This is a genomic window from Erythrobacteraceae bacterium WH01K (assembly GCA_027941995.1).
Taxonomy (GTDB): domain Bacteria; phylum Pseudomonadota; class Alphaproteobacteria; order Sphingomonadales; family Sphingomonadaceae; genus CAJXSN01.
The window spans coordinates 1,840,415-1,865,564 of the sequence record CP115966.1 but is presented as its reverse complement, the minus strand read 5'-3'; the positions used below and the strand labels follow the sequence as shown (position 1 = coordinate 1,865,564).

Sequence of the window (25,150 nt, the reverse complement as noted above, 5' to 3'; positions counted from 1 at the left end):
ATATATATTATGTAAAATACTTGGAGGAGTCGGGGGGGTGCTGAGCCCTACCGGACGACAGAGATAAACAGGAACACGGTCGCAAATATGACGGCCCAGAGGAAACCGAGCCGGAGGCCCTGTTTCCAATCCATCTTGTACGATGCAAGCGCAGCGGCCGCCAGGACGAGCCAGCCGATCAAGGCGATCAGTTGGACCGTATCGAACTGGTTCATGCCATCATCTCCAGACCATCATACCCGACCGTGACGTGCTTCGGCACTTCGCCGCACAACGTCCGGTAATCCATACTCTTGTCCAGATGGGTCAGCACGATCCGCTTAGCCTTGCACCGGGCCCCGAGTTCCAGCGCCATGTCGAGATGCGCGTGTGTCGGATGCGGAGAACGCCTCAGGCAGTCGCTGACCAGGATATCGACACCCTTCAATACGCGCACCATCTCGTTCGTAATCTCGCTGAAGTCGGTCGCGTAACCGATTGATTTACCGTCTCGTTCGAACTTGAAGGCTGTGCTTTTCGCCGGGCCATGCGGCATCTTGCACCATTCGATGCCGAAGCCCGCAAACATTCGCAGGCGGTCGAGGGGCTGGAAATCCACCACCGTCGGATACCCGAACTGACCCTCGAAGATGTAATCGAAACGGGCTTTCAGGCGCCGGCCGGTTTCCTCTGTAGCGAAGCCGGGCAAAGGGTTCGAACGGGCATAACGAAACCCGCGCAAGTCATCGATTCCGTGGCAATGATCGGCGTGATCGTGCGTCCAGAACACGGCGTCGATCTTGCCAATCGCGTTGTCCAGCAATTGCTGTCGCAGGTCCGGCGACGTATCGACCAGCAGTCTTTCGCCGGCCGGTCCTTCAACGATGATCGAGACGCGACTGCGGCGGTTCCTGGGTTCGGACGGGTCGCATGCGCCCCAATCATTGCCGACCCGCGGAATTCCGGACGACGTGCCGGATCCCAGCATGATCAGCTTCATGCGGCAGCCCCGCCATTCGTCGTGCGGCTGAAGAGCGCATGGAAATTACGGGTGGTATAGCTCGCAAGCTCCTCCAGCGCCTCACCGCGCAGGTCGGCGATGAACTGCGCGGTGTTGCGCACGAAGGCCGGCTCGCACGGTTTGCCGCGATGCGGAACGGGAGCGAGGAACGGGCTGTCTGTTTCGACCAGCAGTCGGTCCCGAGGTACCTCGGCAGCAACCGCCTGCAAATCCTTGGCATTCTTGAAGGTCACGATCCCCGAGATCGAAATCGAAAGGCCCATTGCCAGCACTTTCTCGCCGAACTCGGCGGAGGCTGTGAAGCAATGGATCAAGGCGGGAAAATCGCCCTTCTCCTTCTCTTCCGCCAGGATCCGGGCGGTATCGTCTTCCGCGTCACGGGTATGGATAATGAGAGGTAAATCGGTATCCCGCGCAACATCGATATGCATCCGGAACAGGTCCTGCTGAACCGCTCTGTCCGACTTGTCGTAATAATAATCGAGACCGGTTTCCCCGATCCCTACGACCTTCTCGGCCTCGGTGGCCTTGAGCAGGACATCGCGGCCCAGATCCTCATGTGCATCAGCCTCGTGCGGGTGGATGCCCACGCTGGCCCAAACATCGTGTTCGCGCTGCGCAGTGCCGACCACGCGGTCCCACTCGCTCTGCCTGGTCGAAATGTTGAGGAAGCCCCCCACCCCGGCGGCCCTTGCGCGCTCGAGAACGTCGTCCTGATCTTCGACGAGCCCTTCGTATTCGAGGTGGCAGTGGCTGTCGATCAGCATCAGACAGGGGCTCCTTCCGGCATGTCCAGACGGGGGAATACCGGTGTCGGCTTATCGACGGTAAAACCGGTTTCGACCAGCGCATCGAACCAGCCGGCGTCCTCGAGGTCGGCATAGGCCCGCTGGTTTTCCGCAATGCCTAGCTGGTCGAGAACCGCGGCAGCTTTTTCAGGCACGACGGGCTGGATTGCGATCGCCAGGTCGCGGATTGCGAGGAAAAGCGTCTGGAGAACAGCCTTCATCCGCTCGGGGTCGGTTTTCTTGAGACCCCATGGCGCCTGTTCGTCGACATACTGGTTGCAGGCATAGACGGCCTTGATCCACTCCTCGATACCGGCAGAGAACGCCAGTTTCTCGAATTGGTCGGGAAGCCCTCGGCGGGTCGCTTCCCGGACGGTCGACAGCAGCGCATCGTCTTCCGGCGCGTTCTGGAAAGCTTCAATCTTGCCGTCCATGTTCTTGTTAATCATGGACAATGTGCGCTGCGCCAGATTGCCGAAACTGTTCGCCAATTCCGCGTTGCAGCGCGTCACGATGGCCTCCGGCGAATAGCTTCCGTCCTGCCCGAATGCAATTTCCCGCAGCAGGAAATAGCGTAGATTGTCGACGCCGAAATTATCCGCCAGTTCGCCCGGATCGGTTACATTGCCGAGCGACTTGCTCTCCTTCTGGCCCCGATTGAGCAGGAAACCGTGCCCGAACACTTTTTGCGGCACGGGAAGGTCGGCGCTCATGAGAAATGCCGGCCAGTAGACCGTATGAAAGCGCACGATATCCTTGCCGATAAGGTGCAGGTTCGCTGGCCAGAACTTGTTGTAATTGTCTGTTTTATCGGGATAACCCAGCCCGGTCAGATAGTTCGTCAGGGCATCGACCCAGACATACATGACGTGGTTCTCGCTATCCGGAACCCTGACTCCCCAGTCGAAACTGGTCCGGCTGATCGACAGATCGCGCAATCCCCCTTCGACGAAGGAAACCATCTCGTTCCGGCGGCTTTCCGGCTCAAGGAAGCCTGGCGATTTCAGCAGGTCTAGCAGCTGATCCTGATATCGGGACAGGCGGAAAAACCATGTCTCCTCCTCCGTCCACTCGACAGGCGTGCCCTGCGGCGACAGCTTTTCGCCTCCCTCTCCCTCGGTGAGCTCGCTTTCGTCGTAATAGGCCTCGTCGCGGATGGAGTACCAGCCTTCATAGCGATCGAGATAGATGTCGCCCTTGGCTGCCATGGCCTGCCAGATCGCCTGGCTTGCCCGGTGGTGGTCTTCATCCGTCGTCCGGATGAAACGGTCATAGGTGATGCCCAGCCGGTCGAACAGGTCGCGGAACGCGCCGCTCATCTCGTCGGCCAGTGCACGCGGCGTCACGCCGAGCTCGCGCGCCTTTTGTGCCATTTTCAGCCCGTGCTCGTCCGTTCCGGTCTGGAAACGGACCTCTCGCCCCCGCAGGCGGTGGAACCGCGCCAGCACGTCGGCTGCAATCGTCTCGTAGGCATGGCCGATATGCGGTTTGCCGTTGGGATAGTGGATTGCGGTGGTGATGTAATAGGGATCAGACATTGGCGCCGCTCCTATTGCCAGCGACGGATGCGAGCAAGCTGCCTATCTCCATAACGAGGAAATTCGCATCGAAATTGTAGATCGGCGCCTGCGCGGCAAGCTCCACCAGGTCGGCATGGGCGTCGGCCAGTCCGGACAGGGCTTCCCGGTCGGTCTGCGCCATCCGGTCGGTCAGTATGGCCCGGGCGAGATCGAACAGGACACGTTGCCGGTCCTTGTCAGGCCGCGCTCCGATGGCAGCGGACAGGGCGCCCCGCAGTGTGAAATCCGCATCACCCTGCGTGACGATTTCCCTAAGCAGCCTGTCGACCTTGCCCATGTCATGCTCGATATAAGCCATCGCCATGCCCGGCGAACCACCAGCCGCGCGCACAGCAGCATCGCGCAGGTCGACCGATGTTTCGGGCGATGCGTTCGCGACTGCAGTGCGGATCGCGTCATCATCCAGCGGTCCGAAGCGGAGCAGCCGGCAGCGCGAACGAATGGTCGGAAGCAGTCGCGCAGGCCGGTGCGCGACCAGGATCATGGTCGTCCCCGCAGGCGGTTCTTCCAGGCTTTTCAGCAAGGCGTTGGAAGCGCTGGCCTCCATATCGTCCGCCGGATCGATGATGACGACGCGGTTGTCACCCAGCGTTGCGCGCGTGGTCAGCATGCGCTGCATGGCGCGGATCTGGTCTACCTTGATATTGCGCGCCCGCTCATAGGGTTTCCCATCGGCTTTCTTGCGCGCTTCCTTGTCGTCCTTGGGCGGATGATCGAGCACGAGGATATCGGGATGGTCGCCCTCGCCCGTCGCCCCTACAAGATCGCGCGCCGCTTCCATCGCAAACGCTCGCTTGCCCAGCCCTGCGCGCCCGGCCAGGATCCAGCCGTGATGCATGCGCGCCCCTTCGCGCGCGGCGCGCCATTCGGTCCAGGCAGGGGTGGAGCGAACATCCGTCATTCGTTCACCATCAGTGGACGGACAGCCGCCATGATCCTGTCATGCACATCGCCCGGCGTTCCCTCGCCGTCTATCACGATGCTGGAAGAATCGGATGCGGCATTCGTCACGAAGCTTTCGCGCACGGCGGCGTGATAGTCACTTGTCCGGCCACCGATTGCGTCGCTCCCGCCTGCATCCCTGAGTGCGAGCCTTTGCTCCCGCAGCTCGGCAGGGACGTCGATTACCAATGTCAGGTCGGGGCGGAGGCCTTCCGAGCCAAAGGCATGAAGTTCTGTAATTGCCCCGTCGCCGAGTTCTCCCGCTCCGCCCTGATAGGCGCGGCTCGAATCGACGAAGCGGTCGCAAACGATCCACCGGCCTTCGGTAAGAGCGGGCCGAATACGTTTTTCGACATGATCCGCTCTTGCTGCCGCGAACAGCAGGGCTTCCGCACGCGGGCCCCATCCATCTCCCGGAGGGCTCAGCAGGAGCGAGCGAATGGCTTCCGCCCCTTCGGTTCCGCCCGGTTCGCGCGTGGCCTCTGCACTTATACCCTGCGCCGACAAGGCATCGACCAGCAAACGCGACTGGGTCGATTTGCCGGTCCCCTCCCCGCCTTCCAGCGCGATGAACTTGCCTCGCTTCACGAGAGCAATCCGGCAAACGCGTTTGAAATGCGCGACAGGAAGCCAGCCTGCGCTACCGATCGGGTGGCGACGAGCGGGACATAGGCAGGCTGCAAGCCCTCTACGTCGATCCGCAATTTCGCGATCTCTTCCCCTTCCGTGACAGGGGCCGGTACAGGGCCGCGATAGACGACGGATAGCGAAACATCGGCGTCGCTGCCCGCAGGAACGGCGATGCGGACCGGCCCTTGCGTCGCGAGGCCGACATCCTTCTCTTCGCCGTCCTGTATGCGCGCCGTGCCGACGCTGCTGCCCTGCCCCAGCAGGCGGCGACTTTCGAAGGCGTCGAACCCCCATTCGAGGAGGTCGCGCGCGGCACGGTCCCTGATGCCGCTCCGGTCGGCTCCGGCAACGACCATGACCAGCCGCCTGCCTCCCCTCTCCGCAGTGCCGAGAAATCCGTATCCGGCCTGGTTGGTGAAGCCTGTCTTGAAACCGTCGGCGCCATCGACGATGCCGCTGATCGGATCGTGATTGTCCTGCGCGATGCCGTTGAATTCCATGCCGCGATGGCCGAAATATCGGCGGAATTTCGCGGGATGCCGGGTAAGGATGGCTTTCGCCAGACGGGCGAGATCCTCTGCCGTCGTAAAGGTGAAGCCGGCATCGGGCCAGCCATTAGGCGTGCCGAAGCGGCTGTCGCGCATACCGATGGCGTGGGCTTCGGCGTTCATCCGCGAGACCCATTCTTCTACAGAGCCGAGAGTACCCTCCGCCAAGACGACCGAGCCGTCATTGGCAGAAACGGTGGTAATACCCATCAGGAGCTGGTCCACCGGGATGATCGCACCGCGGGGCACGAACATGCTGGACCCCTTCCCGCTCCACTCCTCGAACGTTTCGTCCGATACCGCCATGCGCTGGTTCGGTACGATGCGCCCGGCTTCCATCAGCTGAAACGCTGTGAAGGCGGTCATCACCTTTGTTATCGAGGCCGGCACGAAGCGTCGATCCGCCTCGCGCGAGAGCAATATCTGGTTGCTCGAAAGATCCAGCATCAGGGCGATGGGAATGTCCTGAGCCGTCGGAGGCGTCAGCTCGCGCTGTCCCTGTGCATGCGAAGGCGAAGCGCCCAGCAGCGCCATTCCAGCCAGCAATGCAGCAAACCTGGTTCGCAAATTCGTGCCCCGCCACCGGCAAGGGCCGGCGGTCTATCCTGCGGTAAATACTCGCGCATCGCTATAACCGGCAGCGCGCACCTTGGCGAGCGCTGCCTCGGCCTGTCCACGGGTTGCGTAGGGGCCGGTGCGGACACGGTAATAACGACCGGCCTTGCGGACGAAACCGTCGAGGCTGCTGGCAGCACGCTCCGCATTCCCCTTGTTCGAGAATGCGGCGGCCTGAATGACGAAGCCTTGGGAAGCGGCGAGCGTGTCACCTGTCGTGGCTTGTGGGGGTGCCGATGTGGTCGCAGTAGGCATCTGCGAGGCCGCTAGGTCGAAATTGGCAACCTCTGCGTCCTGTTTTGCAACCACGACGGGACGCTGCGGCATCGCGACGGGTGTTGGTGCGGACGTCACCGCCGGTGCAGCGGTTCGGGTCAGGGGCGGAAGCGGATAGGAACGGTTCGCATCCTGACGTGCAGCCGGAGAAAAGGCGCGATCGAAACTGGAGGCGAGAGCTTCGGGCTGATCTGCTCCGGCCGGCGGTTTGGCCGCGGCGCTCGGCGCGATTGCGACCGGGGTCGTTGATGGCAGTTCTGTCGCAGAGGCCATCCGCGCAGCATCGGCAGCAGGCGAACGCAGGCTTGCCGAGCCGCTCGCTGGCAGTTTCTCGCGCAGGACGCTGACAAGCGCCTTGGGCACTTCGAGCCGCTGCGCGACACGACTGCCGGCCCGCAGTTCGGCCCGCTCGTGCTCCGGCGGATTGACCCGGCGAACACGAACGGCCTCGTTCTCCCCGGCACCAAGCTGCGCAGCGGCTTCGCGCGACAGCGCGACCATGTGATCGGACGTCATGGGGCCGCGCGATGTTACCCGGGCGAGGATCGTCGTGCCGGTTTCCAGCGAAGTCACCTCGACATAGCTTGGATAAGGCAGCGTCTTGTGCGCGACCTCCACGCCCGAACCGGCGGTCTGGTCGGTTATGGCATAGCCTACCGAATCGTAGCTCAGCACATCGGCGGGCGTATAGAGCTTGCCCCCCGCGCTATAGGGTTCGCCGATGATCTGCGGGTAGTCGGCGGCCGGACCAAGCGTTGCTGACTGCGGCGTCGCAGCGCGCGTGCTTGCGAGAGACAGTGGTTCGGCCCCTCCCCGCCCGCAGGCGGCGAGGCCGATGGCCAGACCGATTATCAGTCCCTTGCGAACGGCATTATCGAGCAATCTCATCAGCTAACAGCCCCACACTCATGGCGTAGTAATTAGAGCAGTTATATTCGAGGATAACCCGATAATTTGAGGTTAAGAGCCATGCGCGGGTACCCGGACCGTCGGGCTGGAAGAGCGAAGCCATGACGTTATCGGCGAGATAGGATTGCGGCCGGACGCCGAGATTGCGCCATTCGGACACCGGCTTCCACTGGCTGTGACGCTCGTGAACGCGATCGCAGACGGGGGCATAAACCTCGTTGTCCACGCGGTCGAAATCGAACCCTGCGGGAACGCTGGCGCGCACGCCCCACGGCTGCCCGGTACGCCAGCCGGAATCCTTGAAATAACGCGCGATCGAGGCGAGCGTGTCGGCCTGGTTTGTAAAGATATTGGCTCGTCCGTCGCCATCGCCATCGGTAGCCAGTCTCAGATACACACTCGGCAGGAATTGCGGATTGCCGAACGCACCGGCCCAGCTTCCAACGAGGTCGCTGCGCGAATAGCCCTTGTCCGCCACTTTCATCAGGGCGACGAATTCTCCGCTGAAGAGTTCGCGCCGACGCCCTTCCCAGGCCAGCGTCGCAAGCGACCGTGCGAGGTCGAAATTGCCGCGATAGGAGCCGTAATTGGTCTCGTGACCCCAGATCGCGGTCAGGATTTCGTGCGGAACGCCGTATTGCGCCTCCACAGACTGTCCGATGCTGCGGGTCGATGCGAAGGTGCGTTGGCCGTTGGCAATCCGCGTCGGGTTCACGTGGGTGTCGAGGTAAGGCTGCAGCGCAGGATAGCCGCTGCGCTGCGGCGATCCCGGCTGCGCCTGGTCGAGCTCGATCACGCGCATGTTCGGCGTCAGGCCCTGCGTCATGCGTTGGAGCGTCCCTTCGCTGACCCCTTCCGCCCGGGCGCGGGCGATCAGGATCTGAAGGTAGGCGTCGAAGGACATGTCCTGCGCCGTTGCGGGGACAACCGGCGCGGCAAGAGTGAACGCGGACAGGGCGAGGAGCAGGCGCTTGAATTTCATGTGCCTGCTTGTGTCACATCGCGCATGGCCAGCCAATGAATTTCCCCGCACCGACCGCCACGAAATTTACTCCGCTCGTCCGCCGTGACAAACGCAGTTCAAGACGTTAGCGATCCGGTGCACGGACAGGTGGCAGAGCGGTTGAATGCACTGGTCTTGAAAACCAGCGTGCGCGCAAGCGTACCGTGGGTTCGAATCCCACCCTGTCCGCCAGCCGCCTCGTCAGTCGAAGCAGCGCATCGTCCTAGTCGATGGTCGCTTCGAACTTCACCGCGAAGCTTGCAGCGGGAGCCAGTGCGGGTGCAGTGCCGATGACGGCCCCTGTTGCGAAAGAGGCGCCATAGGGATCGGTCTCGTCCGCGCCTGTGGCATCATCGTCCTCTACAGTGGCTGCATCGGCGCAGTTGGAACCCGAGCGCAAGGTACCCGCGACATAGGTGAGCTGGGCCGGCAGACTGTCGTTCATCTGGATATTGGTCGCACGCGATTCACCGGTGTTGGTGACGAGAAGGCAGTATTCGACCGTGGCGCCGGGGATGAAAAACTCCGCTTCGTTATCAGCAATCCCATCGGTCAGAACGCGGCTGGTTTTTTCCGTCACCAGAGTGGTCGTCGGACGGCAGAACGTGATGTCATGCAATGCGATACCCTGCAGGCCGGGATCGGCCGGTGCTGCGGAATGGTTTCCGTACCTGATGATGATGGTGTCGATCGGTTGCGAGAAGGTGACGACGACATTGCCGTTCGCCGAAGGGTTGTCCGACGCGCCGTCACCATAGGCCGTATTGCCGATGATGTAGTTGGAAACGCCATTGGTGAGCGTCGGTAGCACGGTCGCGCCCTTGTATCGGCCCTCCACCACGACGAGGTCGGCGAACTGTCCGGGGTTGCTGTCGACATCGAAGATACGGAACTGTGCGCCGCGCATGATGTCCGGAAGCGCAATCGTGGTAGTCGCACGCGCTGACTGCGATGGTTGGTCCACGACCAGGGCCAGGGAAAACTCACTCGGCAGGATCCCTCCGGTGAAGGTATTCTGCTTGGCCGGAGACTGCCCGCCGAAAGCCGCAATATTGACCCAGGCCCCGTCGTTCGTCAGCGAGAAGCCGATCTGTCCAAGCGTGCCGAGCGCGTAGCTGTTGTTTGTGCTGCCGGCAGTCCAGTTTACCGGATCCCAGTCGAACAGGATCGTCTGGTTCGGGCAGACGAGCGTCGGCGGAATGCCCGCCACACGGCCCCCGCCCACGGTCAGGTTCGCTGTCGCGTAATCGTCCTCGGTCACGGAATTGTTGTTCGGCGTCGAATCGGGATCGAACTGGTCACTGGCGGTAACCTCGGCGCGGTTCGTGATCGTCGCGCCACTCGTCGCCGTGACTGTGCCGGTGAGATCGATGCTGACGCTCTGGTTGCGGCCGACGGTCCCCGGCGTCCACACGCCCGTAGTCGCATTGAACGAGCCCGTACCGCTTGCCGACGTGAAGACAAATCCGGTCGGCAGCGTATCGCGCACCCGGACATTGGTTGCCGAGAGACTGGATGACGCGCCATTGGTCAGCGTCAGGCGGAACGTGGCGCTGTTGCCCGTGGTGGGCGTAGCGGTCAGCAAGGTCTTCGTCAGCGAAAGGTTGGCAAAGGCGCGGTTGAAGGTCAGATCGCTCAGGCCGGCAGCCTGGCCGCCCGGATCCCCGGTCCCCGTATAGCTGAAATAGACGACCCTGACCCGCCGTACGAGCGTATTGCCGAAGTTGAAGGCGATGTTCCCAGCCGTGGAAGTCGTAGCTACGTTTGCGGTCCCTCGCCAACCGTTGACAATCGTATTGTTGGTTCGCGTCGCGGCTCCGCCAGCGGTGTAGAATGCGGTGTTGTCCGCGGCATTGCGCCAGGTACCGTCACCCGTGTCGTATTGCACCTCGACTGCATCGACCCAGGCGTTAGCGTCGATATCGGTTACCGTGAATTGCAGGCCCGTGACTGCCCGGTTGAGGGAGACGGTCGTCGTCAGCTTGTCATTGGGATCGTAGGCCGGATTGTCGAAGTTCATCAGCAGCGAGCCGGCAATCGTCCCGAAGACCGGATCGTAATAGGACACGAAGGTCGGCAGGATGGGCGTCGGCGCGGTTCCGCTGGCCGCCATGGCGTAAGTGACGGTTGCCGTCGTCGTGCTGTCGCTTGCCGTTGCGGTGGACGGGCTCGGTAATGCGCCTGCGCTGGGCGCACCGAGGGTCGTCCAGTCTACGGTTGCTGTGGACTGGGCATGAGCCGTGCCGTTCGCCAGCAGCGATACGGCAAGAGCAATCAGCATCATTATCGAGCGCGCGACCATAGCCGTCGCACTTACGCGAGGATGGTTAAGGCGCCGTATACCGCTTTGCCTCGAGCTATGGAAATCACAGGTCATCGGCCAAGCCCCAGGAAACCGAACGTATCGGCATCGAACTTCATGCGAACGCTGGCATAGATGCCCTTGTCCGTATTACGCGATGCCGAGAAATCCTCGTCGCGGAAACCGGCGATGTTGTAGCCGAGGGTCAACAGCACGCCATCGGCAGGCACGAAGCCGATATTCGGACCGAACGAGAAGTTGGTGATACCTGCCGTCAGGTTCGACCGGACCGTACCCGTCGCCCCGATTTCGAAGCGGTTGCCGAGGCCCAGCCGTGCATCGAGGCCAGCCAGTGCCGTGACGCCCGAGATATCGACGCCTTCGAACTCGTCGAAATTGTACCGGCCACCCAGGAACAGCCCGAACTCGCTGCGACGCACTTCCTGCTCGACGTCGTCGATCTCGTCGCGGCCGCGCGGCGACCAGTTGGTCGACAGGCTTGCGATGAGGCGGCGCGATTGTGCGTCGCCGGTCACGTCGAGCGTCGTGCGACCGGTGGCATCGACCTGCCCTGCAACCGCGCCGGTCACGGAGTCGCTGCGGTATTCCAGCTTGCCGAGCATGGCGATTTCAGAATCGTCGGGACGGTGCGCGAAGGCGATCGCCGCATCCATGATCTGCGTTCCGCTACCGTTCGAACCTTCGGCTTCGGTGAAGGTGAAGCCCGAGCCGACGACGCTGCCTTCGCCAAGCTGGCGGATCGCGCCGAGGGTAACGCCCTTGCGGTTCGCAAATTCGCCGTCGCGATATTCGGCGCGCGCCGTCGCGCTCCAGCGATCCTTGCGATAGGCGCCGCCGACCGTCACGGCCGTGAAGTCTTCGAACAGGGTATTGCCGCCCGGACCGAACTGGCCGCCGCTGGCAATCGGCTGCTCGACATTCACGATGTCCGCGACATCGGGCTTGCCGCCGATCGTGCGGCTGCCATCGACAGTCGCGTCGAGGGTGAGCTCCGGGCTGACCTGGAACGTCTGCGAGAGGCCGAAGGCGGCAAAGCTGCGGTCACCGGATTCGTCGATGCGCTGCTTGCCGATCGAGGTCACGACCTGCGAGCCGGTCCACGGGGACACTTCGATGCCGCCGCGAATGGTCCGCGCATCGACATTGTCGCCCTGCGCGACCTCGTACAGGCCAACCAGGCGGACATCGTCGGTCAGCGAATAGCGTGCGCCGAACCGGTGACGGGTCGGAAGGTCGATCGACTGATCGTCCTCGATTGCCACGCTGCTGGTCGCGGACAGTTCGAGAGCATTCTCGAACAGGCGATGGGTCACGCCGCCTTCGAGCACGGTGGACTTGTTACGCGTTCCGTCGGACAGGCGATCGTTGAAGTGGACGATGCCGGCGCGAAGGTCCGTGGTTTCGCCCTGGTAGCCTAGTTCGACCTGCGCGGCGCGGCGACGGTTGTCGTCGACCAGGCTGTCGTCCTGCCATGCGCTGCCAAGGACGGAAAAGCGCTCGTCGAGCCGGACACGGGCATCGACACCCACCTTGCGGCGGCCCAGTTCCACGCCGTTCTGCTGTCCGACACCGTAATCGGCATCGAGCTGGCGGGCATAGGCGAGCACGTCGAGATCGGCTGCGGAATGCTGTGCCTCGACCATCCAGCCGGTTGCGGTCTCGCCTTCGCTGCGGCTGGCGGCCAGCTCTGCGCGGATTTCGGTCGACTGGCCGACACGGGCACGCAGGTCCACGGCGCCGATATCGGTCCGCGCGCCCTCGCCCTTGTCGGTGATGGCAGTTGCGCCGATGCGGATGGCGCCGTTGTCGCTGGTCCAGTCGGCACGCAGGCCGGCATTCATCTCGCCCCCGGCCAGCGCATCGATTTCGTAATCGACCACGATGAACTGCGGATTGAGGTCGAAGTCGCGGCTAAGAACCGGCTCACTAAAGGTGATCGTGCCTGACAGAAGGTCGATATCGTAGTCGATGAAGCGTTCGAGGACCCGGCTCGAAACAATCAGTTCCGAACGGAAGCGGTCGCGCGTCTCGAGCGTCACGGTTTCGCTGTTGGCGACGATGCGGCGGTTGCCGAGCGTATAGGGTCCGGTGATGCCCTGCCCCTGGATCTCGTCGCGGCGGAAACGCGTGGAGATTTCGGCGGCGAAGCCTTGCGCCTGGACCTGTCCGAAACGCGCCTCGCCCTTAACGCCGGTGGCGACGCGGTTGTAGCGTGCCAGATTGGTCTGGTCGAAGCCGGTCTCGAAATCCCCATACAGGGCATAGAACGTCGCGGTTTCGATACGGACATAGAGCTTCTCGCGGCTCGCTGCGTCGAAGCGGCGGCTCGAGGCGTCACCGAAGACGGTGTAATAGGCATTGGGGTCGAGCGTGCCCAGAACACGCTGGTCGTCCCGCTGCTTCGCAGAGTCATAGGCGATGGTCGTCAGGAACTTGCCCAGCACGCGGCCCTTTGCATACAGCGCAACGCGGGCCTTGTCGCCGAGGTCGCTGTCGAAGCGGCCATCGCGCTCCATGTTGTCGGCAACGGTGCGCGCACCGACGGAGCCTTCGGCAAGACCGACGACCGTCCATTCGATGTCGCCCGGAACGATCCAGGTTTCCAGTTCCTGCTCGCGGCGGATCTCACCGTCGTCGAAGAAGAAGTCGAGACGCAGCGATCCGCTCACCATGGTCGGCGCGAGTTCGATGCGAGCAATGCCGTCGGATCCTTCGACGATCCAGCGCGCAGAGGACGAACCCAGGCCCGTGAGCTGGTTCAGCTGCTGCTGCTCGAGCTGCGAGGCGCTCTGGTAGGGAGCGTTCAGCTTGAACTCGCCCGAGACACCTTCGCGCAAGGGACGGTTGTTGCGGTCCAGAACACGGATGGCGACGACGGGGCGCGTACGGCCGTCGGCCACCAGCATGGATTCCGCTTCCACCAGCTCGACACGGGTCGGCGTATTGGTGAAGTAGACGGTGCGCTCGATGGTTTCGTTGACCACGCCGAAGGAGTTCACGATCTCTGCGGTCAGTATCGTCTTCTCGTTCTCCAGCGGCACACCGCGCCAGTGGCTGACGGCGAAGCGGCCCTGCTCCGGTGTCCGCGTTCCTTCGAAAGCCAGCTTGTTCACAGGCTTTCCGTCGACGAACAGGTTGATGCTCTGCCCGCGGCGATGGCGGATAGCCACGCGGGTGGTCGGCGCACGCGGATTGTAGTCCACGCTCGGTGTCAGCCAGCCATCGGGTCCATCGCCCTGCGCGATCCAGTCGGTTGCATTCGAGTCTTCCAGGACCGGTTCAGTCATGGCCAGCGCTGCGGGAGCGATCGCACTGTTCTGCACCGGAAGCCCTTCACCGTTCAGGGTAGCGGGACCCAGCTCGCCCGGGATCTGTGCATCGGCATTGGCATAAAGCGCCTCCTGCTCGGTGAGGTCCGGAAGCGAGCCTTCGGGAACAATCGCATGGAAATCGGCGACGACCAGCGAACCGCCCTGCCCGATGACAAAGCGCGAGGATGCACTACCGGCATTGCGGGTGCCGCGGTGGCAATCGACGAATTCCGAACCTTCGGGCAACGTCATGCGTGCAGCCTGGACGACGTGGGTGCCGGGCACGACGCCTTCGAAATGGTAGCGGCCATCCTTGTCGGTAATGGCGAAGCTGCCGTCTTCCATCATGACGCGGACATTGGGGATGCCGCGACGCGTGCCTTCGATTGAGCACTGCCCTGCCATTACGCGGCCGACAATGGTCATGCGTCCGGCAATGCTTTCGCGTTCGATGTCGAGCACGGCGCTGGCGACAGCGCGGCGACCCAGGGAGTCGGTGGCCTCTGCCTTGTTGACCGCTTCGCCGGGAGGCGCATCGGGGCGGATGATCATTGCATAGGTAACGCGGCGTTCGGACCCGCCATCGATGTCGCCGAGGTTCACCGTCAGGCGGCTGCCGTCGGCATTGGGCTGGACCGCATCGGGTGCAGCCTGGCCGTCGATGCGAACCGAGTCCGTCCGCAGGCGCAGCCAGCGCGACGGCGTATCGACCAGGACCACGTTGCGCTTGACGCGGGTCGGATCCTGGTTGCGGGCGATGAGCGTATAGAAGACGGCATCGCCGGGCTGTGCGGCAGCGCGGTTGGCAGTCTTGCTCAGGTTGACCGACAGGCTCGGGCGGTCGAGCGGAATATCGATTTCGACCGGGGTCGGATCGTTCAGCGTGAAGGTCCCGCCATAGGACGCGTCGAGGATGACGAACGCACTGCCGTCTTCGCGCGACAGGCGTGCGATGTCTTCGGGGCTGACGACGGAGGGCGCGGTATAGGGAGCCGGCGGAACGATCTCGAGGCGATAGGTGCCGAGCGAGGTCAGCGGGAACCAGTATTCACCGGTGCCCATGTCGTAGACATTGCCGGCACCATCCGTGATCGGCTGGCCCGAAATGACGGTGGAGGGCCACGGCGTCACGCCGTCTTCGGCGAAGACGACAGCCGGCAGGCCGGTTGCGGCGTCGACCAGCGTCACGCGGGCGCCGTTGACACCTTCGCCCGTCTCGCTGTCGAACACCACGCCGAAAGGATCGGCCAGCACATCGATATCGGTCTGTATGACGATCGCGTCCTCGCCCGGCTGGGTGGCAGCGATCTCGATGATGTCGCCATTCGCCAGGTTGAGACGACAATCGTCCTGCGTCGGCAGCGGAGGAAGGCGGCCGGTCGATATCTTGCCGACAAACACGCCCGTATTGAAGCCGGTCTCGAAAATGCGCAGCTCTTCGCGGTCACCCTGGCTGGTGGTCAGGATGACATCGAGCTGGTCGATCGCAGCGCGGTCGAGATTGGACGACCACGAGCGGATTTCGAAGACGAGGTCTTCGCCGGCACGCAGCGTTTCGATCTCTTCCACCGGGGTGGACAGGGTTTCGTCGGGCAAGCCGACGCTGTCGCCCGGGTTCTGACCGCCGAAACAGATTGGCTGCGGATAGGTCTTGTTGCCGCCACCATCGGTGCCCGGAACCGGGTGATAGGTGATGATCTCCGGCGGACGCGGCGTGACTTCGAATTCGACCGGATTGGATTCCGCGCCGCCTTCGTCGCCTGCCGAAGTCCACGTCGCCTTCGCGACATTGGTAATGGTCTGGGCCTGCGCGCTCCCTCCCCACAGGGCGAGCGGCAGCAGCAATCCGAAGATCGCTGCTGCAACTGCGCTGATGGAGAAGGAAATACGCATGACCGTTTACGCACGACGTGCGATCAGTTGATCGTCGTGCGGAAGTAGAGCGACCGGCTGGTCGAGGCGGGGATGTCGTCCAGCGTTCCGCTCACTTCATTGGCGCCCGCGTCGTAGGCGCCGCCAGCGGCACCGCCGTTGCAGGTCGCATCGCCGTTCAGGAAGATGCCGAACACCGAGTCATAGGTGACGTCGGCAGGCAGGACGTCGACCACGGCAACATCCGTCGCGGTCGCACTGCCTGCTGCGTTGCTGACGACGATGCAGTACTGGACCACAGCGCCCGGAATGGCTTTCGGGTCGGTCGTGCCGTTGACCGGATCGCTGATGATCTGGCTGGTCTTCTCGACCGTCACATCGGCGGCGGCAACTACGTAGGTATCGGTGTCGGAGAAGTCGCCTTCGTTGGCGGCATCGACATCGCCGGCGCCATCCGCGAGGACCGTATCTATGCCGGCTGTGTTGCCACCTGCAGTGTCGAACAGTTCTGCACCAAGATTACCTGCGGTGCCTTCAGCCGCGTGCGCATTCGCGACCAGCGCGACGTCGGCGGTATCGCCGGTGACCACGCCCGTCGGGATGTCGCCCACGATGAAGACGGTGCGCGTCTCGTCCGCGGCCATCTCGTCGAGATAGGTAACCTCGAGGTCGTCGGCCGGATTGAAGATGCCGTCGCCATTATCGACGTAGAACTTGATGTTCGTGATGTCGAAATCATCTGCGGCGGACTGCTGCGCGCTCAGCGCGAGGTCGACCGAATCGTTCGAGTCGTTGGTCACTTCAAACTTGATTGCCGCCTGGGGCTGTCCAGGTGCGACCTCGGTCGTGTCGCCGCCGACTTCGGCAACCGTCACGTTGACCTTGCGGTCGACCGTGAACGTGTCGCTGTCGACAACGGCACCCTGCGTCACGCCGCCGACGTCATAGGTGACGGAGACGTTGTTGGTAATATCCTGCCCTGCGGTCGTGCCTTCGGCGAGAGCCGGACTTGCTGAGAATGCAACAAGCGCAATCGAGCTTACTGCACCCAGCAATTGCTTGCTGCGTGTCATTTCGTCGTTCCTTCAATATTGCGCCTGCGTTAACCTTGACCGCCCGCAGGACCTGGCGGCGTAGCCCACACCGTCAGCGGATGACGGCCGGATATTCGAGACGTCCCTCTTCGCCGGGCTGCACGGTGGCGAGCGTCCAGCGAATGTGAGTGACATCGGAATGGGTTGCAGCGCGCTGCGTACCGTCTTCATCCGTTACGGTGAGAGCAGAGAGAGCCCCCCACTCGCTTCCGCCATCGACGGAGACAACCAGGTCGGCATCGGCCTCGGGTGCAAGACGCACGGCAGAAGGAAGCGGGTTAGTGACGGTGAAGTTCTCCACCACTTCCGCGCTGTTGTTCACGTAATCGGTCCCGAATACGAGGCGATCGCCTGGGACGATGGTGCCGGGTTTTTCCAGTACCGTCGTCGTCGTGCCGTCCGCTTCGGTCACGGTCTTCTCGACCATGACATCCCCTTCGAGGGCAATTGCTGCGTCCTGCGCCATCGCTGCGCCCGGCAGGGCGAGCGAGAAGGAAACGACCGCAGCCAGTTTCTTCAGAAATTTCATTTTGCGACCTTTCTTTTAATCGATGGTGACGTCGAACGAGACGACACGATCCGTTCCACTGGTGACCGTTCCCAGGTCGACCGTGATCCCGTTGACGTCTGCATCGCCGGCGTCGTCGCCTGCGGCATCGGTCAGTCCTGCTGCATCGAGCTGGAGCGTGCCGGCGACATAGGTGGTGCCTTCCGGATAGGCGTCGGTGACGACCAGGTCGTCGACCGAGCCGCTGCCGGTCACGGACGCGGTGATCGAGTAGGTGACGACCGAACCTGGGACCACGGTGGTTCCGCCGAACGGATCCGCGACTTCAGCCGACTTCGTCAGTTCGACCGTGGTGATACCCACGATCAGCGTTCCGATGGCGTTGTCGTCTGCACCCGTCAGGCCGACCACGGCATCGACGCCGCCCTCGCCCTGTCCGGCAAACGTCGTACCCGGAGCGCCGGTACCCGTGACCGCTTCGGCCAGAAGGTCGACATCGGCCTGGTCGCCGTCGACGACACCTGCCGGCACGGTCAGCAGAACGAAGACGGTGACCGCCTCGTCCGCGTCCAGGACCGGCGTGGTGGCAGGCCCTGCGAGGATCGTGTCCACGCCGGGATCGTAGATGCCGTTACCGTTCGTATCGATAGCCAGATCGTTGATCGTCGGTTCGAAATCGTTGCCGGCAACTGCCGGGTTCGCGGAAAGGGAGAATGCTTCCGGGCCGTTGCCGGTATTGGTAACTTCAAAAGTGAGGATGTCATCGCCGGGCCGGGTCGAAACCGGACCGGGGTCGAGCGACGTGACCGTGACATCGAGCAGCTCGTCCACCGCGATGATTACCGGGTTGGAGTCGATCGTTGTCGTGCCCCCGATCCCGTCATCATACGTAGCCTGAGCGACGTTCTCGATGAGCGTACCCGCATCGACCCCGGCTGCATAAGCCGGAGAAGCGAATATCATGGCGAGTGCAGCCATCCCGGTGGCCGTAGTTTTTGTAAGTGCATGTCCCATGACCGTGGCAATACGTGTCCAGAAGTAAAAATTTGGTAACACGCAGGTGCATGAAACGCTGCTGTGCCGCGGCTATCCGATGGTTAATGCTGCAGAAAGATGGAATTAATCGCAACGTCGTGACGCAGCGACGTCAGAAGGGCATACTGCCCTCGTTAAACGCTCGAAATATCTTCCATAAACCGTTGAGAATAATGCAAGAAAAATTCTCGAAATCTAAGGGAGACGTATCTCGTGGGACCACTGGTCGGGACCCGGCGACTTCCGATCATTGCCGGCCTCTGGGACGGACAAACGGGTGAAGATCCGGGGGTTTCTGCAATCCCCAGATGGCCAGCAAACCTTTAGACGGGGTACGAACCAGCAAAATCGCGTAAGCGAAACTACCCTCTTTTCCATAGGGACTGCACGATGATTACCGACGATCGAATCATTCTTGGCCTGCTCGCCGCGGTCCTGGCCTTCGTTTTCGTGACCAGAGCCAGACCGTCGTGGAGCCGGTTTTACACATTCGTCCCGATCATCCTTGTCGCGTATCTCCTTCCGTCCCTCATGGTGACTTTCGGGCTGATCGACGTGACCGACAGCAATCTGTGGCCGGTTGCGAAGGACTATTTCCTTCCTGCGGCGCTGTTCCTGATGACACTGAGTATAGACTTGAAAGGCGTGATCGGTCTGGGGCCCAAGGCTCTGATCATGTTTTTCACCGCGACCATCGGCATTGTTATCGGTGGCCCTATAGCTCTCTATATCGTTGCCCAGTTCGACCCCGCCATCGTCAGCGAGGGTAGCAGCGCTGCCTGGCGTGGCCTCGCAACGCTTGCAGGCAGCTGGATCGGCGGCGGGGCGAACCAGACCGCAATGCTCGAAATCTACCAGTTCGATATCAGCCAGTATTCGGCCCTGATCGCGGTCGACATCATTGTCGCCAATATCTGGATGGCCTTCTTGCTCTACGGAGCAGGGGCCAGCACGCGGATGGATCGCTGGCTTCGGGCCGATAGCAGCGCGATCGATGCCTTGCGCGACAAGATGGCGAATTACACGTCTTCGGTGGAACGCGTGGCGAGCGGTAACGATTACGTTCTGCTGTTCGGCACGACATTTGCGGCCGTCGGTCTGTGCCATCTGCTTGCCGGACCGCTCGGCGCGTTCTTCGCCGGTTTGAACGGCGATGACAGCGTATTGGCGAGCCAGTTCTTCTGGGTCGTGTTGTTCGCGACGACTTTCGGCCTGGCAGCCAGTTTCACCCGCGCGCGTGCGCTGGAAGGCGTTGGTGCCAGCAAGTTCGGAACGGTTTTCATCTTCCTGCTGGTGGCCGTCATCGGGACGAAAATGGACGTCACGCAGATCGCCGAGACGCCCGGCTACATGGCGATCGGCGTGATCTGGATGCTGATCCACACCATCCTCCTGCTCGCAGTCGCATGGATGATTCGTGCCCCGTTCTTTTTCGTTGCCGTCGGCAGCAAGGCGAATGTGGGGGGAGCGGCCAGCGCGCCGGTGGTCGCAAGTGCATTCCACCCGGCTCTGGCGCCTGTCGGCGTCCTGCTGGCCGTTCTGGGCTACGCGGTGGGAACATACGGCGCGATCCTGTGCGCGGAAATGATGCGCGCCGTGTCCGGAGGCTAGTCGTCCTGCTTCTTCTTCGGGGTGACGAGCGATTGCGCCTCGCGCTGTTCCTTCGGGTATTCATCCGCTGTCACCGAGCTCTGGTTCTGTAGAGCGCGATGTTCCTCGGTCACACGGCTCGTATCGCTCGGGTCCGGCTTTTTCGGGTCATTCTTGGTCATGGCAATCTCCTTAGCCAGACCAACGCCCTGCACTGCGAAGGGGTCCTGAATTCGGATAGTGAGGTCCGGCGCTGGTCCTTGACCAGTGCACCAGTCGGCGGCCGCGAGTTCGCAGCGGCAGATGACCTCCTGACGTCACGAAGCCATGACGTCACGTTCCATTTTCCCTATATATGCAAAGCCTTACCGTATGCGGAGAGGACGCTTTCATGCATCATCTCGCTCAGCGTGGGGTGCGCGAACACCGTGTTCATAAGCTCGGCCTCGGTCGTTTCGAGGGTCTTGCCGACGACGTAGCCCTGGATCAGTTCGGTAACCTCGGCACCGACCATGTGTGCACCCAGCAGTTCCCCGGTCTCGGCGTCGAAGACCGTCTTGATGAAGCCCTCCGCTTCACCGAGCGCGATGGCTTTGCCGTTACCGATAAAGGGGAAATTTCCGACCTTGAGCTTGTAGCCGGCTTCCTTCGCTTTCGCTTCGGTCAGGCCGACGCTGGCGACTTGCGGATGGCAATAGGTGCAGCCGGGGATGTTGCTGCGGTCGAGCGAATGCGGGTGGACTTCGCCATTCCCCAGTTCCTTCGCGATCGATTCCGCTGCGGTGACGCCTTCGTGGCTTGCCTTGTGCGCCAGCCACGGGCCCGGTGTGCAATCGCCGATTGCCCACAAACCTTCGGATTTCGTGCGGCCGAAATCGTCGATCTCGATGAAGCCGCGTTCCATTTTTGCAAGGTTTTCCAGTCCGATATCGGCTGTGTTTGGCTGGATGCCGATAGCGACAATGGCATGGCTGAACTCGTGGTCGGCCACTTCGCCCTTGTCGTTCTTGATTTTCGCTTTGACGCCTTCGCCCGTTGCCTTTAGGTCTTCCACCCCGGCTCCGGTCAAGATTGTCATACCCTGCTTTTTCAAGGATTTGTGCAGGAAAGCAGAGACGTCTTCATCCTCGACCGGGACAATCCGGTCGAGCATTTCGACCACCGTCACGTCTGCGCCCATATCGTTGTAGAAGCTTGCGAACTCGATGCCGATCGCGCCCGATCCGATGACCAACAGCTTTTTCGGCATTTCCGGCGGCGTCATTGCCGTGCGATAGGTCCAGATCCGTTTCCCGTCGGCAGGGGCGAAAGGCAGGTCGCGCGCCCGCGCTCCGGTCGCAACGATGACATGCTTTGCCGAAAGCTGCTCTTCGCCCTTGTCGCTTTTGACGGTCAGCGAGGTCGGACCGGTCAGCCTGCCCTCACCCATGTGAACGGCGATCTTGTTTTTCTTCATCAGGTGCGTGACGCCCTGGTTCAGCTGCTTGGCAACGCCCCGGCTTCGCTTGACTACTGCGTCGAGGTCGGCCTTGATCTTGCCTGCGACGGAAAGGCCGTAATCCTTCGCGTTCTGCATCTGGTGGAAGACCTCTGCCGAGCGCAAGAGCGCCTTGGTCGGGATGCAGCCCCAGTTCAGGCAGATGCCCCCGAGCAGCTCACGTTCGACGATCGCGGTCTTGAGGCCCAGCTGTGCGCAGCGGATCGCTGCAACATAGCCCCCCGGGCCGGACCCGAGAATTACGACGTCGTATGATGTTCCAGCCATAAATTCCTCTAATCGTTAGCCGATTCCGCGGCGATAGAAGCCTGTCGGAACGGCCGCGGTTTGTCGTCTTCGCCCAGCATGACGAATTTGAATGTGCCGCCCGCCACGCGGGTTTCAGCCTCGCCGTTGCGGGTGCGGGCGATTGCTTCGGCGTTAATTGTCAGTGAAGTCGTGCCGGTGGCCGCGATCTCGCAATAGACGGAGAGTTCATCCCCGACCTGCATGGCGCCCGGGAAGGCAAAATCGGTGGCCGATACGACCACGGCCTTGCCCTGCCCCTCGCGGCTTGCGAGTGAGCCCGCCCCCAGGGCCATCTGCGCCATCAGCCAACCGCCGAAGACGCCCCCATAGGGATTGAGATCGGTCGGCATCGCGGTGACGCGGATCATGGGCTGCCGGTCCTGCATGATTATCCTGCAATAAGTTTCAGATAATCGTCGCGAACCCAGCCGGAACGGCAGGGCCCGTCGTAATCGCGCACGGTCGCAACCGGTGAGCCGGTTCCGCATCCTGCGCTATCGGTGCCGTCCGGCGCGTAGACGATCCCGACCCATCCGCCGACACGCTGGCACATGGCGACGCCTGCTCCCACAGGAAGCGCGTCGACCTCCTCCGCAGTGCCCGCCGGTGCATTGCGGACTGTCAGCCGCGCGTCCTGTGCCGACCCGATATTGGTCACCATGCCGAAAGCGGCGCACGCATCGAAACGCGGTCCGTCGAAACCGATGCGCACCGGTCTTTCGGGAACATTTGCCGTCCGGTCGATCGGTTCGATGACAGGCGAAGGTTCGTCGGGATCGTCGCGTATAGGCTTCGAGCAGCCGGCAATTGCCACGCACAGCATTAGAAGGAGTGCGGGCGAAAGCTGCATCAGACGACGAGACCCATCGGGTTCTCGCAAAGCTGCTTGAACGCTTCCATCAGTTGCGCGCCGTCCGCGCCGTCTATCGTACGGTGATCGAAGCTGCCGCTGGCGCTCATGACGGTGGCGACCTGCAGGCTGCCGTCGACGACGTGCGGCCTTTGTTCACCGGCGCCGACAGCCAGGATCATGCCTTGCGGCGGGTTGATGACCGCCTCGAACTGCTTGATCCCGAACATGCCGAGATTGGACAGGCTGGCCGTGCCGCCCTGGTATTGATGGGGCTGGAGCTTGCCGTCGCGCGCCTTGGCGGCCAGTTCCTTCATCTGGGTGCTGATCTGGCCGAGGCCCTTGGTATCGGCTTCGGTGATGATCGGCGTGATAAGCCCGCTCGGCGCCGCGACGGCAACCGACACGTCGGCGCGCTTGTATTTATGCACCGTGTCGCCCTGGAAGCTGACATTGCATTGCGGCACGCGCATCAATGCCCGGGCCAGTGCCTTGATCAGGAGGTCGTTTACGCTGAGCTTGATGCCATCCGCCTCCAGGCTGGCATTGAGCTGTTTGCGCAGCGCCAGAAGCGGATCAAGATTGACGTCGATGGTCAGGTAGTAATGCGGAACCTGCTGCTTGCTCTCGGTCAGGCGGCGGGCAATGACCTTGCGGACATTGGTGAGCTTCTCTTCCTCGTAAGGCGCGCCGAATTCGCTTTCTGCCGGGGTCACAGACGGCGTGCGAGGCGCTGCCATTTCCGCATTCGGATCCTGCTCTTCAGTTGCATTGCCAGTCTTCGCGTCCTCGACATCGGCCTTTACGATCCGGCCGCCCGGCCCCGAGCCGGTGATGGCCGCAAGATCGATCCCCTTTTGCGCTGCAATGCGCTTCGCCAGCGGCGATGCGACGATCCGGTCGCCGGAATCATTCTCCGCTTTCGGTGCAGGAGAAGCGGGCTTGGGCTCCTCTGGTTCCGGCGATTGCGCTGGCGACGGGGCCGGCGCAGCAATTGCCGTCTCTTCGGAAGCGTCATTGCCTGAGACCGGAGCCGCCTTCGCCGCTTCTTCCAGGTCTTCATCGTCTTCGGCCAGCATCGCGATCACTGTCCCGACAGCGACACCTTCGGTCCCTTCCTCGACGGTGATGGACGCGATCGTGCCTTCGTCCACCGCTTCGAACTCCATCGTCGCCTTGTCGGTTTCGATTTCGGCCATGATGTCGCCGGCAGAGATGCTGTCGCCGGGCTTTACCAGCCACTTGGCGAGTGTGCCCTCCTCCATGGTCGGGGACAGGGCGGGCATCTTGATGGGCGTGGGCATAAAGCGGACGAGGTCCTTTGCAGCGCTGCTATCGTTTCTCCCCAACGCTTAGGCGACATATCCGCCGCGCGGCAAGCATCTTGGCCCCGGGTCCGAAGGGCAGTCTTGCTATGCATACGTTTTCAGCCGAAATACGCTGGCAGAAAGAGGGGGCAGATGCGCGTTTACCTTACGATTATCGACGAAACGGACGAAGCACGCAAAGCGCTGAGGTTTGCAGCCAACCGCGCGGCAGCGACTAGCGGTGCCGTCCATATCCTGGCACTCGTGCAACCGCAGAACTTCAATGCCTTCGGAGGCGTGCAGGCGACGATCGAACAGGAAGCCAGGGACCGGGCCGAGGCCATCGCCAACAGTGCCGCTGGCGCGCTGATGGATGATGAAGGACGAATGCCGACCATCGCGGTCAAGGTCGGTGAAGGCCAGGCCGTGATCCGCGAATATCTCGATGAGCATCCGGAAGTCGCGGCACTGGTATTGGGCAGTGCGGACGAGGGAACACCCGGCCCCCTCGTGGCGCATTTTTCAGCCAATGCAGGCAAGCTGCCTTGTCCGCTCTACATTCTTCCCGGCGGTATCACCAAAGAGGATATCGACCGGCTTTCGAAATAGACGAGAAGCGCCCCCTCGCCCGCCTGATTACGTCAGGGTGCCGCGGGTCGGGTAGTCGTTCTTCTGGATGAAATCGATGCCGTCCAGCAGATCGTCGAGCGGCGGCCGCGTGAACGGTGCGTTCTGAACAACCTGGAAATACAGTTCGCCATCGGGTTTGACGAGGAACATTCCGGGTTCCGAGAACATGTCCGGTTCTTCGCTACCGCTGCGCTTCTCACTGATGAACAGGCCGTATTCGCGGGCCTTTTCTTCGCTTAGGCCATAGGCCAGCGGCAGGTCGTGAGTGTCCCACTCGTCATGCGCGACCATGGCGCGTTCTTCGCTATCCATCGAGATTGCGAAGACATTGATGCCGCGATCGGTGAAATCGCTAAGGCGGCCGCCGATCTCCTCCAGCTGGCCCTTGCAGATCGGGCAGTGTTTGCCGCGATAGAAGACAAGCATGGTGTAGGTATCAGGCTTCTGTTTCGACAGTTCGAAACGGGCATCGATGGTCAATGGCAGATCGAGGGAAGGCACTTTCTGGCCGGGGGTAAGCATGGATATTTCTCCTTTTGCCTACCAATGACCG

Annotated in this window: 22 protein-coding genes and 1 tRNA gene; 3 read left to right on the top strand and 20 right to left on the bottom strand. The window is 62.2% G+C overall.

The window, feature by feature from the left end; all coding sequences use genetic code 11:
• Window positions 1-47: 47 nt before the first annotated feature.
• The 9 genes from PF049_09200 to PF049_09160 form a co-directional block, all read right to left on the bottom strand.
• Complete coding sequence (locus PF049_09200; GenBank protein ID WBY15775.1) at window positions 48-215, bottom strand: hypothetical protein; 168 nt, start codon at window positions 213-215, stop codon at window positions 48-50.
• Entirely contained in the window at window positions 212-979 is a 768-nt protein-coding gene (locus tag PF049_09195; protein ID WBY15774.1) for an MBL fold metallo-hydrolase, read from the bottom strand. Before PF049_09195 ends, PF049_09200 begins: the two co-directional genes overlap by 4 nt.
• The gene (locus PF049_09190) at window positions 976-1,767 is read right to left on the bottom strand and encodes a TatD family hydrolase (protein WBY15773.1); all 792 of its coding nucleotides are present in this window, start codon (window positions 1,765-1,767) and stop codon (window positions 976-978) included. The genes PF049_09195 and PF049_09190 overlap by 4 nt, the downstream gene beginning before the upstream one ends.
• On the bottom strand, window positions 1,767-3,326 hold the full coding sequence (gene metG / locus PF049_09185; protein ID WBY15772.1) for a methionine--tRNA ligase: 1,560 nt from the start codon (window positions 3,324-3,326) through the stop codon (window positions 1,767-1,769). Before metG ends, PF049_09190 begins: the two co-directional genes overlap by 1 nt.
• Window positions 3,319-4,269 (bottom strand): DNA polymerase III subunit delta', encoded by a 951-nt coding sequence (locus PF049_09180; GenBank protein ID WBY15771.1) that lies wholly within the window; start codon window positions 4,267-4,269, stop codon window positions 3,319-3,321. The genes metG and PF049_09180 overlap by 8 nt, the downstream gene beginning before the upstream one ends.
• Window positions 4,266-4,898, bottom strand: coding sequence for a dTMP kinase (tmk, locus tag PF049_09175; GenBank protein WBY15770.1), 633 nt, complete (start codon window positions 4,896-4,898; stop codon window positions 4,266-4,268). Before tmk ends, PF049_09180 begins: the two co-directional genes overlap by 4 nt.
• On the bottom strand, window positions 4,895-6,022 hold the full coding sequence (locus tag PF049_09170; protein ID WBY15769.1) for a D-alanyl-D-alanine carboxypeptidase: 1,128 nt from the start codon (window positions 6,020-6,022) through the stop codon (window positions 4,895-4,897). The genes tmk and PF049_09170 overlap by 4 nt, the downstream gene beginning before the upstream one ends.
• Window positions 6,023-6,088: 66 nt before the next feature.
• On the bottom strand, window positions 6,089-7,267 hold the full coding sequence (locus PF049_09165; protein ID WBY15768.1) for an SPOR domain-containing protein: 1,179 nt from the start codon (window positions 7,265-7,267) through the stop codon (window positions 6,089-6,091).
• Entirely contained in the window at window positions 7,251-8,270 is a 1,020-nt protein-coding gene (locus tag PF049_09160; GenBank protein ID WBY15767.1) for a lytic murein transglycosylase, read from the bottom strand. The genes PF049_09165 and PF049_09160 overlap by 17 nt, the downstream gene beginning before the upstream one ends.
• A gap of 123 nt (window positions 8,271-8,393) precedes the next feature.
• Here PF049_09160 and PF049_09155 point away from each other — a divergent pair.
• A tRNA-Ser gene (locus tag PF049_09155) sits at window positions 8,394-8,483 on the top strand.
• 31 nt (window positions 8,484-8,514) lie between these two features.
• Here PF049_09155 and PF049_09150 read toward each other — a convergent pair.
• The 5 genes from PF049_09150 to PF049_09130 all read right to left on the bottom strand — a co-directional run bounded on the left by PF049_09150 (window position 8,515) and on the right by PF049_09130 (window position 18,377).
• The gene (locus PF049_09150; protein WBY15766.1) at window positions 8,515-10,575 is read right to left on the bottom strand and encodes a DUF11 domain-containing protein; all 2,061 of its coding nucleotides are present in this window, start codon (window positions 10,573-10,575) and stop codon (window positions 8,515-8,517) included.
• Window positions 10,576-10,664: 89 nt separating this feature from the next.
• On the bottom strand, window positions 10,665-15,818 hold the full coding sequence (locus PF049_09145) for a hypothetical protein (GenBank protein ID WBY15765.1): 5,154 nt from the start codon (window positions 15,816-15,818) through the stop codon (window positions 10,665-10,667).
• Between the two features lie 23 nt (window positions 15,819-15,841).
• Entirely contained in the window at window positions 15,842-16,870 is a 1,029-nt protein-coding gene (locus tag PF049_09140; GenBank protein WBY15764.1) for a hypothetical protein, read from the bottom strand.
• 73 nt (window positions 16,871-16,943) lie between these two features.
• On the bottom strand, window positions 16,944-17,420 hold the full coding sequence (locus PF049_09135; GenBank protein WBY15763.1) for a hypothetical protein: 477 nt from the start codon (window positions 17,418-17,420) through the stop codon (window positions 16,944-16,946).
• A 15-nt stretch (window positions 17,421-17,435) separates the two neighbouring features.
• Window positions 17,436-18,377, bottom strand: a complete 942-nt coding sequence (locus tag PF049_09130; protein WBY15762.1) for a hypothetical protein — start codon at window positions 18,375-18,377, stop codon at window positions 17,436-17,438.
• A gap of 447 nt (window positions 18,378-18,824) precedes the next feature.
• On the opposite strand from PF049_09130, the gene PF049_09125 reads away from it, so the two are divergent.
• Window positions 18,825-20,045, top strand: coding sequence for a DUF819 family protein (locus PF049_09125; GenBank protein WBY15761.1), 1,221 nt, complete (start codon window positions 18,825-18,827; stop codon window positions 20,043-20,045).
• On the opposite strand, the gene PF049_09120 is transcribed toward PF049_09125, so the two are convergent.
• From PF049_09120 to PF049_09100, 5 genes are all read right to left on the bottom strand, one after another.
• Complete coding sequence (locus tag PF049_09120) at window positions 20,042-20,206, bottom strand: hypothetical protein (GenBank protein WBY15760.1); 165 nt, start codon at window positions 20,204-20,206, stop codon at window positions 20,042-20,044. The two genes, PF049_09125 and PF049_09120, sit on opposite strands and share 4 nt — an antisense overlap.
• 167 nt (window positions 20,207-20,373) lie before the next feature.
• The gene (gene lpdA / locus PF049_09115; protein WBY15759.1) at window positions 20,374-21,789 is read right to left on the bottom strand and encodes a dihydrolipoyl dehydrogenase; all 1,416 of its coding nucleotides are present in this window, start codon (window positions 21,787-21,789) and stop codon (window positions 20,374-20,376) included.
• Between the two features lie 8 nt (window positions 21,790-21,797).
• Complete coding sequence (locus PF049_09110; GenBank protein ID WBY15758.1) at window positions 21,798-22,196, bottom strand: hotdog domain-containing protein; 399 nt, start codon at window positions 22,194-22,196, stop codon at window positions 21,798-21,800.
• 2 nt (window positions 22,197-22,198) lie between these two features.
• Window positions 22,199-22,660 carry a hypothetical protein gene (locus PF049_09105; protein ID WBY15757.1) on the bottom strand — a complete coding sequence of 154 codons (462 nt, stop codon included), beginning with the start codon at window positions 22,658-22,660 and terminating at the stop codon, window positions 22,199-22,201.
• Window positions 22,660-23,964, bottom strand: coding sequence for a pyruvate dehydrogenase complex dihydrolipoamide acetyltransferase (locus PF049_09100; protein WBY15756.1), 1,305 nt, complete (start codon window positions 23,962-23,964; stop codon window positions 22,660-22,662). The genes PF049_09105 and PF049_09100 overlap by 1 nt, the downstream gene beginning before the upstream one ends.
• A gap of 156 nt (window positions 23,965-24,120) precedes the next feature.
• Here PF049_09100 and PF049_09095 point away from each other — a divergent pair, with 156 nt between their 5' ends.
• Window positions 24,121-24,576, top strand: coding sequence for a universal stress protein (locus tag PF049_09095; GenBank protein ID WBY15755.1), 456 nt, complete (start codon window positions 24,121-24,123; stop codon window positions 24,574-24,576).
• A gap of 27 nt (window positions 24,577-24,603) precedes the next feature.
• Here the strand turns inward: PF049_09095 and PF049_09090 are convergent, their stop codons facing one another.
• A complete protein-coding gene (locus PF049_09090) occupies window positions 24,604-25,119 on the bottom strand; it encodes a peroxiredoxin-like family protein (protein ID WBY15754.1) in 516 nt (171 codons plus the stop codon).
• Window positions 25,120-25,150: the final 31 nt, after the last annotated feature.